Origin of the sequence: Streptomyces sp. NPDC058145 (assembly GCF_042884245.1) — a bacterium.
Lineage (GTDB): Bacteria > Actinomycetota > Actinomycetes > Streptomycetales > Streptomycetaceae > Streptomyces.
The window spans coordinates 208,006-221,077 of sequence record NZ_JBHVUH010000005.1 but is presented as its reverse complement, the minus strand read 5'-3'; the positions used below and the strand labels follow the sequence as shown (position 1 = coordinate 221,077).

The following is a 13,072-nucleotide window of genomic DNA, read 5'->3' as shown; positions in this document are numbered from 1 at the left end:
GCTGCGAAGGGGCACCGCATGAGCGACGGCACACCCGCCGACCTGTTCTTCGACGCCGCCATCGGCCTGCTGCAACGAGTCCGCGAGGAGGAGTCCGAGGCCATCACCGCCGCGGCCACCCTGCTCGCCGACACCGTGGCGTCCGGCGGCCGCCTGTTCGCCTTCGGCGCCGGCCACTCCTCGCTGGCCGCCCAGGACGTCGTCTACCGGGCCGGCGGACTCGCGCTCATGAACCTGCTCACCGTCCCCGGAGCAGTCGGCGTCGACGTCACCCCGGCCACCCTCGGCTCCGCCCTGGAACGCGTCGACGGACTCGCGAGCGCCGTCCTGGACACGTCCCCCCTCCGCGCCGGCGACGCACTCGTGGTCATCTCCCTCTCCGGCCGCAACGCCCTGCCCGTGGAGATGGCCACGGGCGCCCGCGCCCGCGGCGTGCGGGTCATCGGCGTCACCTCGGTCGCGTACGCCTCGGAGACCACCTCCCGGCACAGCTCCGGCACCTTCCTGAAGGACCACTGCGACATCGTCCTGGACTCGAAGATCACGGTCGGTGACGCGGAGCTCACCCTCGACACCATCCCGGCGCCCTTCGCCCCGGCCTCGACCGTGGTCACCACCGCCCTGATGCAGGCCGTCGTCGCCACCGCCGCGGCCACCCTCGCCGACCGCGGCATCGAACCCCCGCTGCTGCGCTCCGGCAACGTCGACGGCGGCCACGACTGGAACGCCCGGGTCATGACGGAGTACGGCGACCGCATCTTCTACCGGCACTGACACCGGGACACCGGCCTACTCCCCCGCCCGGGGCGTCCGCACCGCGTCCGCGAGATCCAGCGCCGCCCCCACCCGCGCCGCCACGTCCTCCGCGTAGGCCGCGTCCGACCGCTCGAAGCGGCTCCGGGCGGCCCCGCGCAGGAAGGTGACCACGCCCAGCGTCCGGCCCCGGCTGCGCAGCACCGCGCACAGCGCGTGCGCCGCGTCCTCGGGCCACTGCCGGGCCAGCGCCCAGTCCCGCGCCCGCTCGGCCGGCACCGACCCCGCGTCCGCGCGCACGGTGCCCGCCCGCTCGACGCACTGCAGCGCCGGATGCCCCTCCTCGTAGCGCAGCGGCAGCCCGGCCGCGCCCGTGACCAGGCTCGGGCCGGGCGCCCCGGCGGGCGACGCGGCGAGCCGCACCAGCCGTACCGGAGCCGATTCGTCGCCCTCCGCGCGCGGGGCGCCGGCGAGGCGGTCGAGCAGCGCGTGGTCGGCGAAACCGGCGAGCGCGAAGTCCAGATGGACGGTGGCCGCCTCCGCCGGGTCCTCGCACTCCGCGGCGGCCCGGGCGGCCCGGTGCGACTGGTTGGTGCGGAAGCGAAGCAGAGACGCCTCCTGCTCGCCCTGCTTGGCCTCGGTGACGTCCTGGAAGAGCCAGCCCACGCCGAGCGGCACCGGCTCCTCCGCGAGCGGCGAGGCCAGCCGCACGAACCCGCTGCGCCAGCAGCGCCGCCGCCCGCCCTCGGGCCCGCGCACCGTCACCCACATCTCGGCGGGCGCGGGCGGCGCGCCCTCGGCCAGCACATGGGTGAGGGCGCTCTCCAGCTCCTCCACCCCCTGCGCGAGCAGTTCGCCCAGCGGCCGCCCGAGCGCCGACGTCCGCCCGATGCCCAGGGCCCGCGCCGCGTGCCCGTTGACGACGGCCGGCCGCAGATCGGCGTCCACGAGGACCACACCCCAGGACGCGTCCTCGAACAGCGCCTCGCTCAGCGCGATCGACCGCTCCAGATCGATCTGCGCGTGCACCTCGCTGAAGGCGCAGTACACCCCCGCCGGCTTCCCGTCCGGCCCGCGCACGGCGGCGGACTGGGTCCGCACGAGCACCCGCCCGCCGTCCTTGGTCACCAGCGCGAACTCGTGCACCTGCCGGCCGGGCGCGTGCATGGCCGACATCAGCCGCTCCTGGACCTCCTCGGCGTCCGCGCTGCGCACCGCCCAGCCGGCGAACCCGTGCCGTCCGACCGCCTCGGCCACCGTCCAGCCGAGGATGCGCTCCGCCTCGCGGTTCCAGTGCGTCACCACCCCGTCGGCGTCGAAGGCGCACAGGGCCGCGTCCATGCCGTCCAGCAGCGCGGCGAGCAGATCGGAGCCGCCGGGCTCGTCAGGGCAGTCGGCACCGTCCGGCCCGTGCGGGCCGCCCCGCTCGGGCTCGTCGGGCCCCAGCTCGTCGGTGGTCCCACTCCGCCGGGAAGCACTCACCTGGACCCCCTGGACGCTGCGTCCGCGCACGCACGGCGCTCGGTTCGCTCATTGGCCTTCATTCAACTCGAACGTGATGCAGCCCACATCCTGTTCCCGCAAGATTGCCGCAATCATTGCCCGGCCGACGCCGTGAGCCGCAGGTCCACCCACTCCTCGTCCTCTCCGTCGAGCACGTACCGGTCGACCTCCACGAACCCGCGCCGCCCGGCGAACCGCAGCCCGTCCTCGTTCACCGCCAGCACGCACGTCTCGACGGTCTCCGCCCCCAGCCCACGCGCGTGCGCCAGCCCGTCCTCGTAGATCACCGCACCGAACCCACGCCGCCGGAACCCGGGCAGCACCCGCGCGATCACGGTCGCCACCGCTTCGTCCCCGGTCGGCGGCCGAACGGTGGAACACCCGACCAGCTCCTCACCGAGATAGGCGTTCACCAGCCGATACCGCCCGAGTCGCGCCCGCGCGCCCGCGAGGGACAGGGCAGCGGGCGGCACCACCACGTTGTGCGCGTACCGCCACTGCTCGAGCATGCCGTCGCCGTCCACGGCCCGAATTCGAAGATCGCCCATGCTCGGCAAGCTAGGGGCATCCCTCGCGGCCCGTCCACCGCATTCGGCCCGCCGGCCGAGGTCCGCGGAAAATCCCTTGAGCATCCTCGGATCGCTTCTTAGGCTGTGACTCACGTCGAAGGGAGGTGATCCGGTACATGATTGAGACCCGGACGCGCGAGGTGGCTGCGGGCTAGCGGCCCGTCACCACATTCAGTGCGGTGCCGGACCAGTGTGTTCGAGAAACACGCAGCCGGCCCGAATTCAACGCAGTCACCCGACCCGCGGGCTGCCGGCACGTCCGGCCGGCTCCTCTTTGAGGACCTCAGCTCGCGGGTCGTCTGCGTTCCCGGGCTCCGCGTGGGCTCAGGGGCTCAGGCGTTCCAGGGTCCAGGAGCCGTCGGAGCGGCAGGTGTAGCGCAGGCGGTCGTGGAGCCGGTTCTCGCGGCCCTGCCAGAACTCGACCGTCTCCGGGGCGATCCGGAAGCCGCCCCAGTGCGGTGGGACCGGGATCTCCTCGTCCTCCGGGTGGCGCGCGTCCAGCTCGGCGTAGGCCGCTTCCAGTTCGGCGCGGGACGCGATCACGGAGGACTGCGCGCTGGCCCAGGCGCCCAGCCGGGAGCCGCGCGGGCGGGTGTGGAAGTAGGCGGCGGTCTCCTCCCGGCCGGTGCGGCGGGCGACGCCGGTGACGATGACCTGGCGGGCGATCGGGTGCCAGGGGAAGAGCAGCGAGACGTAGGGGCTGGCGCCGAGTTCGCGGGCCTTGCGGGAGTCGTAGTTGGTGTAGAAGACGAAGCCGTCGGTGTCGAAGTGCTTCATCAGGACCGTGCGGGAGCTGGGGCGGCCCGCCGCGTCCGCGGTGGAGACGACCATCGCGTTGGGCTCGTAGAGCGAGCCGTGCAGGGCCGCCCGCGCGGCGTCCTCGAACCAGCCGGTGAACTGGTCCATCGGGTGCCCCGGGAGGTCCTTCTCGTCGAGGCCCGCGGCCCGGTACTGCTTGCGCATGGCGGCGGGGTCCAGCAGCGGGTCGGGGGTGGGTTCGCGGTCGGTCACGCCGTCATCCTGCCGTATCGAACGCGCGTGGCACTCAGTGTCGCGTGGGCTCCACAACTGTGGCACTCGGGGTTATGGTGCAGGTTCCGCCGCGGTTTGGGTGACCACCGGACGATCGGGGCATCACCGGGGTGACCGCCGCCGACATTCACGAGGAGCCGCCTGATGTCCGATTTCGTACCCGGACTCGAAGGGGTCGTCGCGTTCGAGACGGAGATCGCCGAACCCGACAAGGAAGGCGGTGCCCTGCGGTATCGGGGCGTCGACATCGAGGAGCTGGTCGGGCACGTCTCCTTCGGGAACGTGTGGGGTCTGCTGGTCGACGGCGCCTTCAATCCCGGCCTGCCGCCGGCCGAGCCGTTCCCGATCCCGGTGCACTCCGGTGACATCCGGGTGGACGTGCAGTCGGCGCTCGCCATGCTGGCCCCCGTCTGGGGTCTGAAGCCGCTGCTGGACATCGACGTGGCGCAGGCCCGTGCGGACCTGGCGCGGGCCGCCGTGATGGCGCTGTCGTACGTCGCGCAGTCGGCGCGCGGGCAGGGGCTGCCGATGGTGCCGCAGCGGGAGATCGACAAGGCGGGTTCGGTGGTCGAGCGGTTCATGATCCGCTGGCGGGGCGAGCCGGACCCGAAGCACGTGGCCGCCGTGGACGCCTACTGGACCTCGGCCGCCGAGCACGGCATGAACGCGTCCACCTTCACCGCCCGGGTCATCGCCTCCACGGGTGCGGACGTCGCGGCCGCGCTGTCGGGTGCGGTCGGTGCGATGTCCGGTCCGCTGCACGGCGGTGCGCCCTCGCGGGTGCTCGGGATGATCGAGGAGATCGAACGGACCGGGGACGCGGAGGCGTACGTCAAGCAGGCCCTGGACCGCGGTGAGCGGCTGATGGGTTTCGGGCACCGGGTGTACCGGGCCGAGGACCCGCGCGCGCGGGTGCTGCGGCGTACCGCGCGGGAGCTGGGGGCGCCGAGGTTCGAGATCGCCGAGGCGCTGGAGAAGGCCGCGCTGGAGGAGCTGCACAACCGGCGGCCGGACCGGGTGCTGGCGACCAACGTGGAGTTCTGGGCGGCGATCATGCTGGACTTCGCGGAGGTTCCGGCGCACATGTTCACGTCGATGTTCACGTGTGCGCGGACGGCCGGGTGGTCGGCGCACATCCTGGAGCAGAAGCGGACGGGGCGGCTGGTGCGGCCGTCGGCGAAGTATGTGGGGCCGGCGTCGCGCAGCCCGCAGGACATCGACGGATACGCGGACATCGCTCGCTGAGGGAGCCGGTGAGGGGCGCGGGCGGTCGCACGTCGGTGCGGTCGCCCGCGCCCCTCGCGGCGCGGGTCACGCCGGGGTCAGCAGGTCTCCGTGGTGCCGCTCCGCCGCCAGCGGGTGGGCCCTGAGCTTGCCCTTGAGTTCGTTGTAGCCGTACTCGGCGTACAGCGGGTTGGCCGGGTCGGTGGTGATGCCGGGGGCCGTGGGGGCGTGCGGGAAGGGCAGCGGCTCGACCCTGGCGTCCAGGCGGGGGTTGTAGAAGAACGGGACGGAGAAGCGTTCCGTCGCTCCGGGCGGGCTCACCACGCGGTGGTTGGTGGCGAGCAGGTAGCCGTTGGTCGCGACCTCGAGGAGTTCGCCCAGGTTGACGACGAAGGCGCCCTCGATCGGCGGCACGTCGTGGAAGCGGCCGTCCGCGCGCTGGACCTGGAGGCCGCCGACGGTGTCCTGCAGGAGCAGGGTGAGGAAGCCGTAGTCCTTGTGGGCGCCGACGCCCTGGTCGGTGCCGTCGCCGGCGCTGCCGGGGTAGCGGACGAGCTTGAGGTGCGGGTGGGCGTGCTCGCCGAAGACGGGGTCGTAGAAGTCGGCGGGGGCGCCTATGGCGGTCAGCAGTTCGCGCAGCAGGCGCTGGGCGACGGTGCTCAGCCGGTCGATCCAGGCGAGGGCCGCGGTGCGCAGTTCGGGGAGGGCGGCCGGCCACTGGTTGGGGCCCTGCAGCCACCAGTACGGCGGTTCGCCGGGGCCGGGGACGTGGGCGGGGCGTTCGGCGCCTATGTCGAGCTGGTCGCGCCAGTCGCGGGCGCCGGCGGTGCGTTCGTCGCCGGTGCGGGTGTAGCCGCGGAAGTGCGGGGAGCCCACGTTGTCGAGGGCGAGCCGGTCGGCTTCGGGGAGGTCGAAGAAGGCGCGCATGGCGGTGAGCAGCGCGTCGGTCTCCGCTGGGGTCACGCCGTGTCCGACGAGCTGGAAGAAGCCGACGTCGTGGGCGGCGCTGTGCAGCTGGGCGTGGAGCAGGGCGCGGGCCTGGGGGCCGCGGCCGGCGGCCGAGAGGTCGATGATGGGGAGCTGGGCGTACGACGGGTTCGTCGCGCTGTGCGTCGTCATGGGTGCGTCCGCTGGGTGTACGGGGCGCGGGCGGCCGCCGGGGGTGTGGCGGCCCCCGGGTGCCGGAAGAGGGAGGAAGCGCAGAGGGGGCTGGGTCAGGCGGAGAAGCGCCGACAGCCCATGCTCGTGACGCGCACGTAGTCCACGTGGCGGCGTCGGACGAGCATCGGAAGCATGCGTGCAAGGGTACTGCGGCTCGCGGGATACGCCTGTGGCCCGGCTCACTCCGCCCGGCCGCGGCGGGCGGGTCAGAGCTTGCCCTGGATGTGGGCCGTGCGGTGCCCGTCCAGTCTCTCGGCCATCAGCGCGCTGAAGTCATCGGTGAACTCGGGCCAGTTCCAGAATTCGAGGCCCAGGTGGCCGAGGGCGTAGTCGTCGTCGCCCCAGGTCCAGTCGGCGATCGGCACGGCGGCGGCGCAGGCGGGGCAGCGGACGTCGGCGGTGCCCGTCGTGGCCCAGAGGTCGATGGCCCGGCCGAAGGGTGCCCATGCCGCGTCGATCCGGTCCCACTCGTCGGTGTGGAGGCGGACGGTGGTGGCGCAGCGGGGGCAGCGGGGGCATTCGGCGTCTCCCTGGCCGCCGGTGAAGACGGTGCGCCCGGTGTGCACGGCCAGGCCGTCGTACGGTTCGTCGTCCGCGTCGGCCGGCGCGACCGCCCGGTGCCAGTCCGGGCCGGGCGGATGCCCGAGCGGCTGTCCCAGAACGCAGTCGGTGCGCTCGGCTCGCACGATGCCCTCGGCGACCAGCCATTCGGTCAGCAGCCGTGCCAGTCGCGGTGCGTCCTGCGGGGTCGCGTCGAGGTCGACGACGATCTGGAAGTGGTCACCCATGCCGGAACCGTAGCTTCGGCCACTGACAGCGGCTCAGTCCAGGGCCGTGTCCACGAGTGCCGCCCACTGGGCGACCACGCGCTCGCGGCGGGCGGTGTCGTCGGTGAGGAGGTTGGCGAGGCCGAGGCCGCGGGCCATGTCGAGCAGGCCCTGGACGGTTTCCCGGACGCCGGGGCGGGCCTCGTCGGCGCCGAGGAGTTCGACGGCGATGCGGTGGGACTCGCGGCCGACGCGGGCCTCCAGTTCGGTCACGCGCGCGCGGAGTTGTTCCTCGTCGCTCGCCGCGACCCACAGGTGCAGGGCGGCGCGGAAGAGGGGGCCGGTGTAGAGGCCGACGACGGCGGAGACGACGGCGCGACGGTCGGCGGGGCCGTCCGGGAAGAGTTCGCGCAGGGCGGTGGAGCGTTGCTCGGCGACGTACTCGACGGCGGCCGTGAACAGGTCCTCGCGGGTCGGGAAGTGGTGCTGGGCGGCGCCGCGGGAGACACCGGCGCGTTCGGCGACGACGGCGACCGTGGAGCCCGCCCAGCCGCGTTCGGCGAGGCAGGCCACGGCGGCCTCCAGGAGCCGCTGCCGGGTGGCCCGGCTGCGGTCCTGTTTGGGTACGCGGTCGCGTTCCGCGGTACTCACACCACCCATGCCGCATCCCGTCTTTCCAGGAAGGCCGTCATCCCCTCCCGGGCCTCGGGCGAGGAGAACAGCCGGGCCGAGAGCGCGGTCAGGGCGGTCGCGTCCCGGTCGAAGGTCTCCAGCACCCTAGCTGTGAGCAGCCGTTTCGTCTCGGCCAGGGCCTGGGGCGAGGAGCGGCGCAGGCCGTCCAGGACGGGGGTGAGGGCTTCGTCGACGTCGTCGGCGGTCACGGTGAGCAGGCCGAGGCGTACGGCTTCGGCGGGGTCGAAGCGTTCGCCGGTGAGGTAGTAGCGGGCCAGGGCGCGCGGGTCGGCGCGTGGCATCACGGGCAGGGAGATCACCGCCGGGGCGACGCCGATGCGGACCTCGGTGAAGGCGAAGGTGGCGGTGGTGGCGGCGGCGGTGATGTCGCAGGCGGCGAGCAGGCCGAGGCCGCCGGCCCGGACGTGTCCGGTGACCCGGGCGACGACGGGCTTGGGCAGCTCCACTATCTGCCGCAGCAGGCCCACCAGGGTGTTCGGGGGATGGGGGTCCCCCCGCTCGAGCGAAGCCGAGAGTGGGGGAGGGTCGCGCAGGTCGGCCCCGGCGCAGAAGGTGGTGCCGGTGTGGGTGAGGACGACGGCGCGTACGTCGGGGTCCTTGGCGCAGTCGGTGAGCGCGCCGGAGAGGGCGTCCACGAGGGCGGCGGAGAGTGCGTTGCGGGTGTCGGTGGCGTCGAGGCTGAGGGTTTCGACGGCACGCGCGCGCGTGCGTGAGACGAGGGTGCTCAAAGGTGCTCCCGGAGCTGTCGGCGGAGGATCTTCCCGGAGGCCGCGCGGGGCACGGTGTCGATGAAGGTGACGCGGCGGACGCGCTTGTAGGGGGCGACGCGTTCGGCGACGTGCAGCATGATCTCGTTCTCGCTCAGGTCTCCGGCGGCGGCCTGGCGGACGACGAAGGCGTGCGGGATCTCGTTGCCGTCGTCGTTGTGGGCGCCGATGACGGCTGCGTCGGCGATGCCGGGGTGGGTGAGCAGCAGGGCCTCCAGTTCGGCCGGGGCGACCTGGAAGCCCTTGTACTTGATGAGTTCCTTCACTCGGTCGACGACGAAGAGCCAGCCGTCGTCGTCGACGTGGCCGACGTCCCCGGTGTGCAGCCAGCCGTCGGTGTCGATCATGGCGGCGGTGGCGTCGGGGCGGCCGAGGTAGCCCTTCATCACCTGCGGGCCGCGGATCAGGATCTCGCCGGGTTCGCCGGTGCCGAGGTCCTTGCCGGGGTCGTCGAGGGAGACCACGCGCATCTCGGTTCCGGCGATGAGCCGGCCGACGGTGCCGGCGGGCGCGTGGTGCAGGGCGTCGAGCGGGACGACGTGGGTGCCGGGCGACAGTTCGGTCATGCCGTAGGCCTGGCCGATCGGGGGCAGGCCGAGGCGTTCGGCGCAGGAGGCGGCGAGTTGCGCGTCGAGGGGGGCGGCGGCGCTGATGACGTGCTTGAGGGAGGAGAGGTCGTAGCGGGCGACCGCCGGGTGCTTGGCGAGGGCGAGGACGATCGGCGGGGCGACGTACAGGCCGGTGATGCGGTGGGTCTCGATGGCGGCGAGGAAGGTCTCGAGGTCGAAGCGGGGCAGGACGACGACGGTGGCGCCCTTGCGCAGGGGGGCGTTCATCAGGGCGGTGAGGCCGTAGATGTGGAAGAACGGCAGCACGGCGAGGATGCGGTCGCCGGGTCCGGCCGGGACGGGGGCTTCGAGCTGGGCGAGGTTGGTGGCGATCTGCCGGTGGGTGAGCATCACGCCCTTGGGGACTCCGGTGGTGCCTGAGGAGTACGGCAGGGCGGCGATGTCCTCGGCCGGGTCGAAGTCGATCTCCGGCTCGGGGGCGGTGGTGGCGAGCATGTCGATGAGCGAGCGGTGCCCGGGTGCGCTGTCGCAGACGAATATCTCCCGTACACCGCCCGCGAGTTCGGCGGCGCGGCGGGCGGTCCCCAGCAGCGGGGAGACGGTGACGATCCAGCGGGCGGCGCAGTCCGCGAGCTGTTTGGCGAACTCCTCGGGGGTGGCGAGCGGGTGCACCGTGGTGACGGAGGCGCCCGCGCGCGTGGCCGCGTAGAAGGCGGTCGGGAAGGCGATCGTGTTGGGGCTGTGCAGGGCGAGGACGTCGCCCTTGCGGACGCCGGCGTCGGCGAGGGCGGCGGCGAGCCGCCGGTGGAACCGGTCCACTTGCTCGTACGTGAGGGTGGTGCCGTCCGTGCCGTCGATGAGGGCCGGGTGGTCGCCGTAGCCGGCGGCGGGGCCCAGAACGACGTCGTGGATGGGGAGTTCTACGGGCGGGACGTCTGCGTACTCGCTGCGGAACACGGTTCCTCCAAGCGGCCGCCGCTGCGGCCTAGTACGACTTGGGCAGGCCCAGGGTCTGGTGGGAGACGTAGTTGAGAATCATCTCCCGGCTCACCGGTGCGATACGAGACACGCGTGAGGCCGTTATCAGTGAGGCGAGGCCGAACTCGCGCGTGAGGCCGTTGCCGCCGAGGGTGTGCACGGACTGGTCGACGGCCTTCACGCAGGCCTCGGCGGCCGCGTACTTGGCCATGTTGGCGGCCTCGCCCGCGCCGATGTCGTCCCCTGCGTCGTAGAGGTGGGCCGCCTTCTGCATCATGAGCCGGGCCAGTTCCAGGTCGATGTGGGCCTGCGCGAGGGGGTGCGCGATGGCCTGGTGGGCGCCGATGGGGGCCTTCCAGACGGTGCGCTCGCGGGCGTACTCGACCGCCCTGGCGAGCGCGTACCGGCCCATGCCGATCGCGAACGCGGCCGTCATGATCCGCTCGGGGTTGAGCCCGGCGAAGAGCTGGAGCAGGCCGGCGTCCTCTCCCCCACTGCCGAAAGCGTGGGAGGGGCCCCCACCCACGAGCGCGTCCGCGGGCAGCCGTACGTCGTCCAGGACGAGTTCGAACTGCTTCTCGGCGGCGTTGAGTTCCATGTCGATGGGGTGCCGATGGAAGCCGTCGGCGTCCCGCGGGACGATGAACAGGCAGGGCTTGAGGCGTCCGGTGCGGGCGTCCTCGGTGCGGCCGACGATCAGCACCGCGTCCGCCATGTCGACGCCGGAGATGAAGACCTTGCGGCCGGTGAGGAGCCAGTCGGCGCCGTCCTTGCGGGCCGTGGTGGTGATGCGGTGGGAGTTGGAGCCGGCGTCGGGCTCGGTGATGCCGAAGGCCATGAGACGGCTGCCGTCGGCGAGCCCGGGGAGCCAGGTCCGTTTCTGCTCCTCCGTGCCGAAGCGGGAGATCACCGTTCCGCAGATGGCCGGGGAGACGACGAGCATGAGGAGCGGGGAGCCGGCCGCGCCCAGCTCCTCCAGGACGATGGAGAGTTCGGTGATGCCGCCGCCTCCACCTCCGTGCTCCTCGGGGAGGTTGACGCCGAGGTAGCCGAGTTTGCCGGCTTCCGCCCAGAGTTCGGTGGGGTGGCGGCCCTCGGCGATGGTCCGGGCGATGTAGTCGCGGCCGTAGCGCTTGCCGAGTGCCGCCACCGCGGCGCGCAGGGCCTTGTGCTCTTCGGACTCGATGAGAGTGCTCATGGTGTCTCCTGGAGTTCGTGTACGACCGCCAGCAGCGTTCCTGGCTCCACCTGCCGGCCCGTCGTGGCGTGCAGGGCGGTGAGCGTGCCCGTGACGGGCGCCGAGATCTGGTGCTGCATCTTCATCGCCTCCAGCCAGATCAGCGGCTGGCCGGCCCGCACCGTCGCGCCCTCGGTCAGCCCGTCGGCGACGCGGACGACCGTGCCCGGCATCGGCGCGAGCAGGGAGCCCGGCGCGATCTGGGCCGCCGGGTCGGGGAAGCGGGGCAGGACGGTGAGCGCGGTGGAGTTCACGTACACCCGGTCCGTGCCGTACCGCGACACCTCGAACCGGCGCTGGACGCCGTCCACTTCGAGTACGACCAGACGCGCGTCGGCGTGCACCACCCGGACCCCGTCGGCGGTGGGGCCCTGCCGGGTGTGCCGGTAGTGGACCTCGTGCTCCTCGCCGGCCATCTCGTACCGCTTGGCCTGCGGCTGCGAGGGCACGTTGCGCCAGCCGCCGAAGCGGGAGCGGCCGTGGGCGTCGGCGAGGGCGGCGGCGAGGGGCGCGTGCGGGTCGGGGGCCGGGGTGGTGAGGGCGGCGAGGTGGCGGTCGTAGAAGCCGGTGTCCATGCGGCCGGCGGTGAACTCGGGGTGGCGCAGGGAGTTCAGCAGCAGGTCCCGGTTGGTGACCGGGCCGTGCAGCGCGGCCCGTTCCAAGGCGCCCGCGAGCCTGCGGATCGCCTCCGCGCGGGTGGGGGCGTGGGCGACGACCTTGGCGAGCATCGGGTCGTAGTGGACGCCGATGGTGTCGCCGTCGGTGTAGCCGGTGTCCAGGCGGACCCCGGCGGGTACGGCGAGGCGGTGCAGGGTGCCGGTCTGGGGGGCCCAGTCGCGGGCGGGGTCCTCGGCGTACAGGCGTACCTCGACGGCGTGGCCGCGCGCGCGTGGCGGCTCGCTCGCCAGCGGGTGGCCCTCCGCGACACGGATCTGCTCCGCCACCAGGTCGACGCCGAACACCGCCTCGGTGACGGGGTGTTCGACCTGGAGGCGGGTGTTCATCTCCAGGAAGTGCGCCCGGCCGTCGGCGACCAGGAACTCCACGGTGCCGGCGCCGACGTAGGACACCGCGCGCGCGGCGCGTACGGCGAGCGTGTGCAGCTCCTCCTGGAGTCCCGCGGTCAGGCCGGGCGCCGGCGCCTCCTCGATCACCTTCTGGTGGCGGCGCTGGAGGGAGCAGTCGCGGGTGCCGAGCGTCCACACCGTGCCGTGGGTGTCGGCGAGGATCTGCACCTCGATGTGGCGGCCGCGTTCGAGGTAGGGCTCGGCGAAGACCTCACCGTCGCCGAAGGCGCTCGCGGCCTCGGCGCGCGCGCCCTCCAGCGCGTCCGGCAGGTCCTCGAGGCGGCGCACGATCCGCATCCCGCGCCCGCCGCCGCCCGCGGCGGCCTTCACCAGCACCGGCAGATCGGCCTCCGTGACCTCGCCGAGGGGCGCGACGCCCATCAGCTCCTTGGCGCGCGTCTTGGACGCCATCGCCTCGATCGCCTCCGGGGGCGGGCCGATCCAGACGAGTCCGGCGTCGAGGACGGCCCGGGCGAACCCGGGGTTCTCGGAGAGAAAGCCGTAGCCGGGGTGGACGGCGTCGGCACCGGCCGCGAGGGCCGCCTTCACGATCAGGTCGCCGCGCAGATAGGTCTCGGCGGGCGTCGCGCCCGGCAGCCGTACGGCGGTGTCGGCCTCGCGCGCGTGGAGCGCGTTCTCGTCCGCGTCCGAGTGCACCGCGACCGTGCGGATGCCCAGTTCACCGCAGGTGCGGAAGATCCGGCAGGCGATCTCGCCCCGGTTGGCGACCAGCAGAGTCAAAATCATGAGCC

12 protein-coding genes are annotated in these 13,072 nt (G+C 73.2%); 2 read left to right on the top strand and 10 right to left on the bottom strand.

The features are described 5' to 3' along the window. The first annotated feature begins 18 nt into the window (after nucleotides 1-18). The gene (locus tag ACFVVO_RS13490; RefSeq protein ID WP_390054491.1) at nucleotides 19-774 is read left to right on the top strand and encodes an SIS domain-containing protein; all 756 of its coding nucleotides are present in this window, start codon (nucleotides 19-21) and stop codon (nucleotides 772-774) included. A gap of 15 nt (nucleotides 775-789) precedes the next feature. On the opposite strand, the gene ACFVVO_RS13485 is transcribed toward ACFVVO_RS13490, so the two are convergent. From ACFVVO_RS13485 to pdxH, 3 genes are all read right to left on the bottom strand, one after another. Beyond that, nucleotides 790-2,235, bottom strand: a complete 1,446-nt coding sequence (locus tag ACFVVO_RS13485; protein WP_390054489.1) for a PAS domain-containing protein — start codon at nucleotides 2,233-2,235, stop codon at nucleotides 790-792. A 113-nt stretch (nucleotides 2,236-2,348) separates the two neighbouring features. Next, on the bottom strand, nucleotides 2,349-2,804 hold the full coding sequence (locus ACFVVO_RS13480; protein ID WP_390054487.1) for a GNAT family N-acetyltransferase: 456 nt from the start codon (nucleotides 2,802-2,804) through the stop codon (nucleotides 2,349-2,351). Between the two features lie 345 nt (nucleotides 2,805-3,149). Further along, nucleotides 3,150-3,836 carry a pyridoxamine 5'-phosphate oxidase gene (gene pdxH, locus ACFVVO_RS13475; protein ID WP_390054485.1) on the bottom strand — a complete coding sequence of 229 codons (687 nt, stop codon included), beginning with the start codon at nucleotides 3,834-3,836 and terminating at the stop codon, nucleotides 3,150-3,152. Nucleotides 3,837-4,001: 165 nt separating this feature from the next. Between pdxH and ACFVVO_RS13470 the strand changes: the two genes are divergently transcribed. Further along, nucleotides 4,002-5,102, top strand: coding sequence for a citrate synthase 2 (locus ACFVVO_RS13470; protein ID WP_390054483.1), 1,101 nt, complete (start codon nucleotides 4,002-4,004; stop codon nucleotides 5,100-5,102). Nucleotides 5,103-5,168: 66 nt separating this feature from the next. Here the strand turns inward: ACFVVO_RS13470 and ACFVVO_RS13465 are convergent, their stop codons facing one another. The 7 genes from ACFVVO_RS13465 to ACFVVO_RS13435 form a co-directional block, all read right to left on the bottom strand. Then, complete coding sequence (locus ACFVVO_RS13465) at nucleotides 5,169-6,200, bottom strand: isopenicillin N synthase family dioxygenase (protein ID WP_390054481.1); 1,032 nt, start codon at nucleotides 6,198-6,200, stop codon at nucleotides 5,169-5,171. A 248-nt stretch (nucleotides 6,201-6,448) separates the two neighbouring features. After that, nucleotides 6,449-7,030: a hypothetical protein gene (locus ACFVVO_RS13460; protein ID WP_390054480.1), complete on the bottom strand. Its 582-nt coding sequence runs from the start codon at nucleotides 7,028-7,030 to the stop codon at nucleotides 6,449-6,451. A gap of 33 nt (nucleotides 7,031-7,063) precedes the next feature. After that, nucleotides 7,064-7,669, bottom strand: coding sequence for a TetR/AcrR family transcriptional regulator (locus tag ACFVVO_RS13455; protein ID WP_390054478.1), 606 nt, complete (start codon nucleotides 7,667-7,669; stop codon nucleotides 7,064-7,066). Further along, entirely contained in the window at nucleotides 7,657-8,430 is a 774-nt protein-coding gene (locus ACFVVO_RS13450) for an enoyl-CoA hydratase family protein (protein WP_390054476.1), read from the bottom strand. The genes ACFVVO_RS13455 and ACFVVO_RS13450 overlap by 13 nt, the downstream gene beginning before the upstream one ends. Continuing rightward, nucleotides 8,427-9,995: a 4-coumarate--CoA ligase family protein gene (locus ACFVVO_RS13445; protein ID WP_390054474.1), complete on the bottom strand. Its 1,569-nt coding sequence runs from the start codon at nucleotides 9,993-9,995 to the stop codon at nucleotides 8,427-8,429. Before ACFVVO_RS13445 ends, ACFVVO_RS13450 begins: the two co-directional genes overlap by 4 nt. Nucleotides 9,996-10,023: 28 nt before the next feature. Then, nucleotides 10,024-11,214: an acyl-CoA dehydrogenase family protein gene (locus tag ACFVVO_RS13440; RefSeq protein ID WP_390054472.1), complete on the bottom strand. Its 1,191-nt coding sequence runs from the start codon at nucleotides 11,212-11,214 to the stop codon at nucleotides 10,024-10,026. Continuing rightward, nucleotides 11,211-13,067, bottom strand: coding sequence for a biotin carboxylase N-terminal domain-containing protein (locus ACFVVO_RS13435; protein ID WP_390054470.1), 1,857 nt, complete (start codon nucleotides 13,065-13,067; stop codon nucleotides 11,211-11,213). Before ACFVVO_RS13435 ends, ACFVVO_RS13440 begins: the two co-directional genes overlap by 4 nt. Between the last annotated feature and the right edge of the window lie 5 nt (nucleotides 13,068-13,072).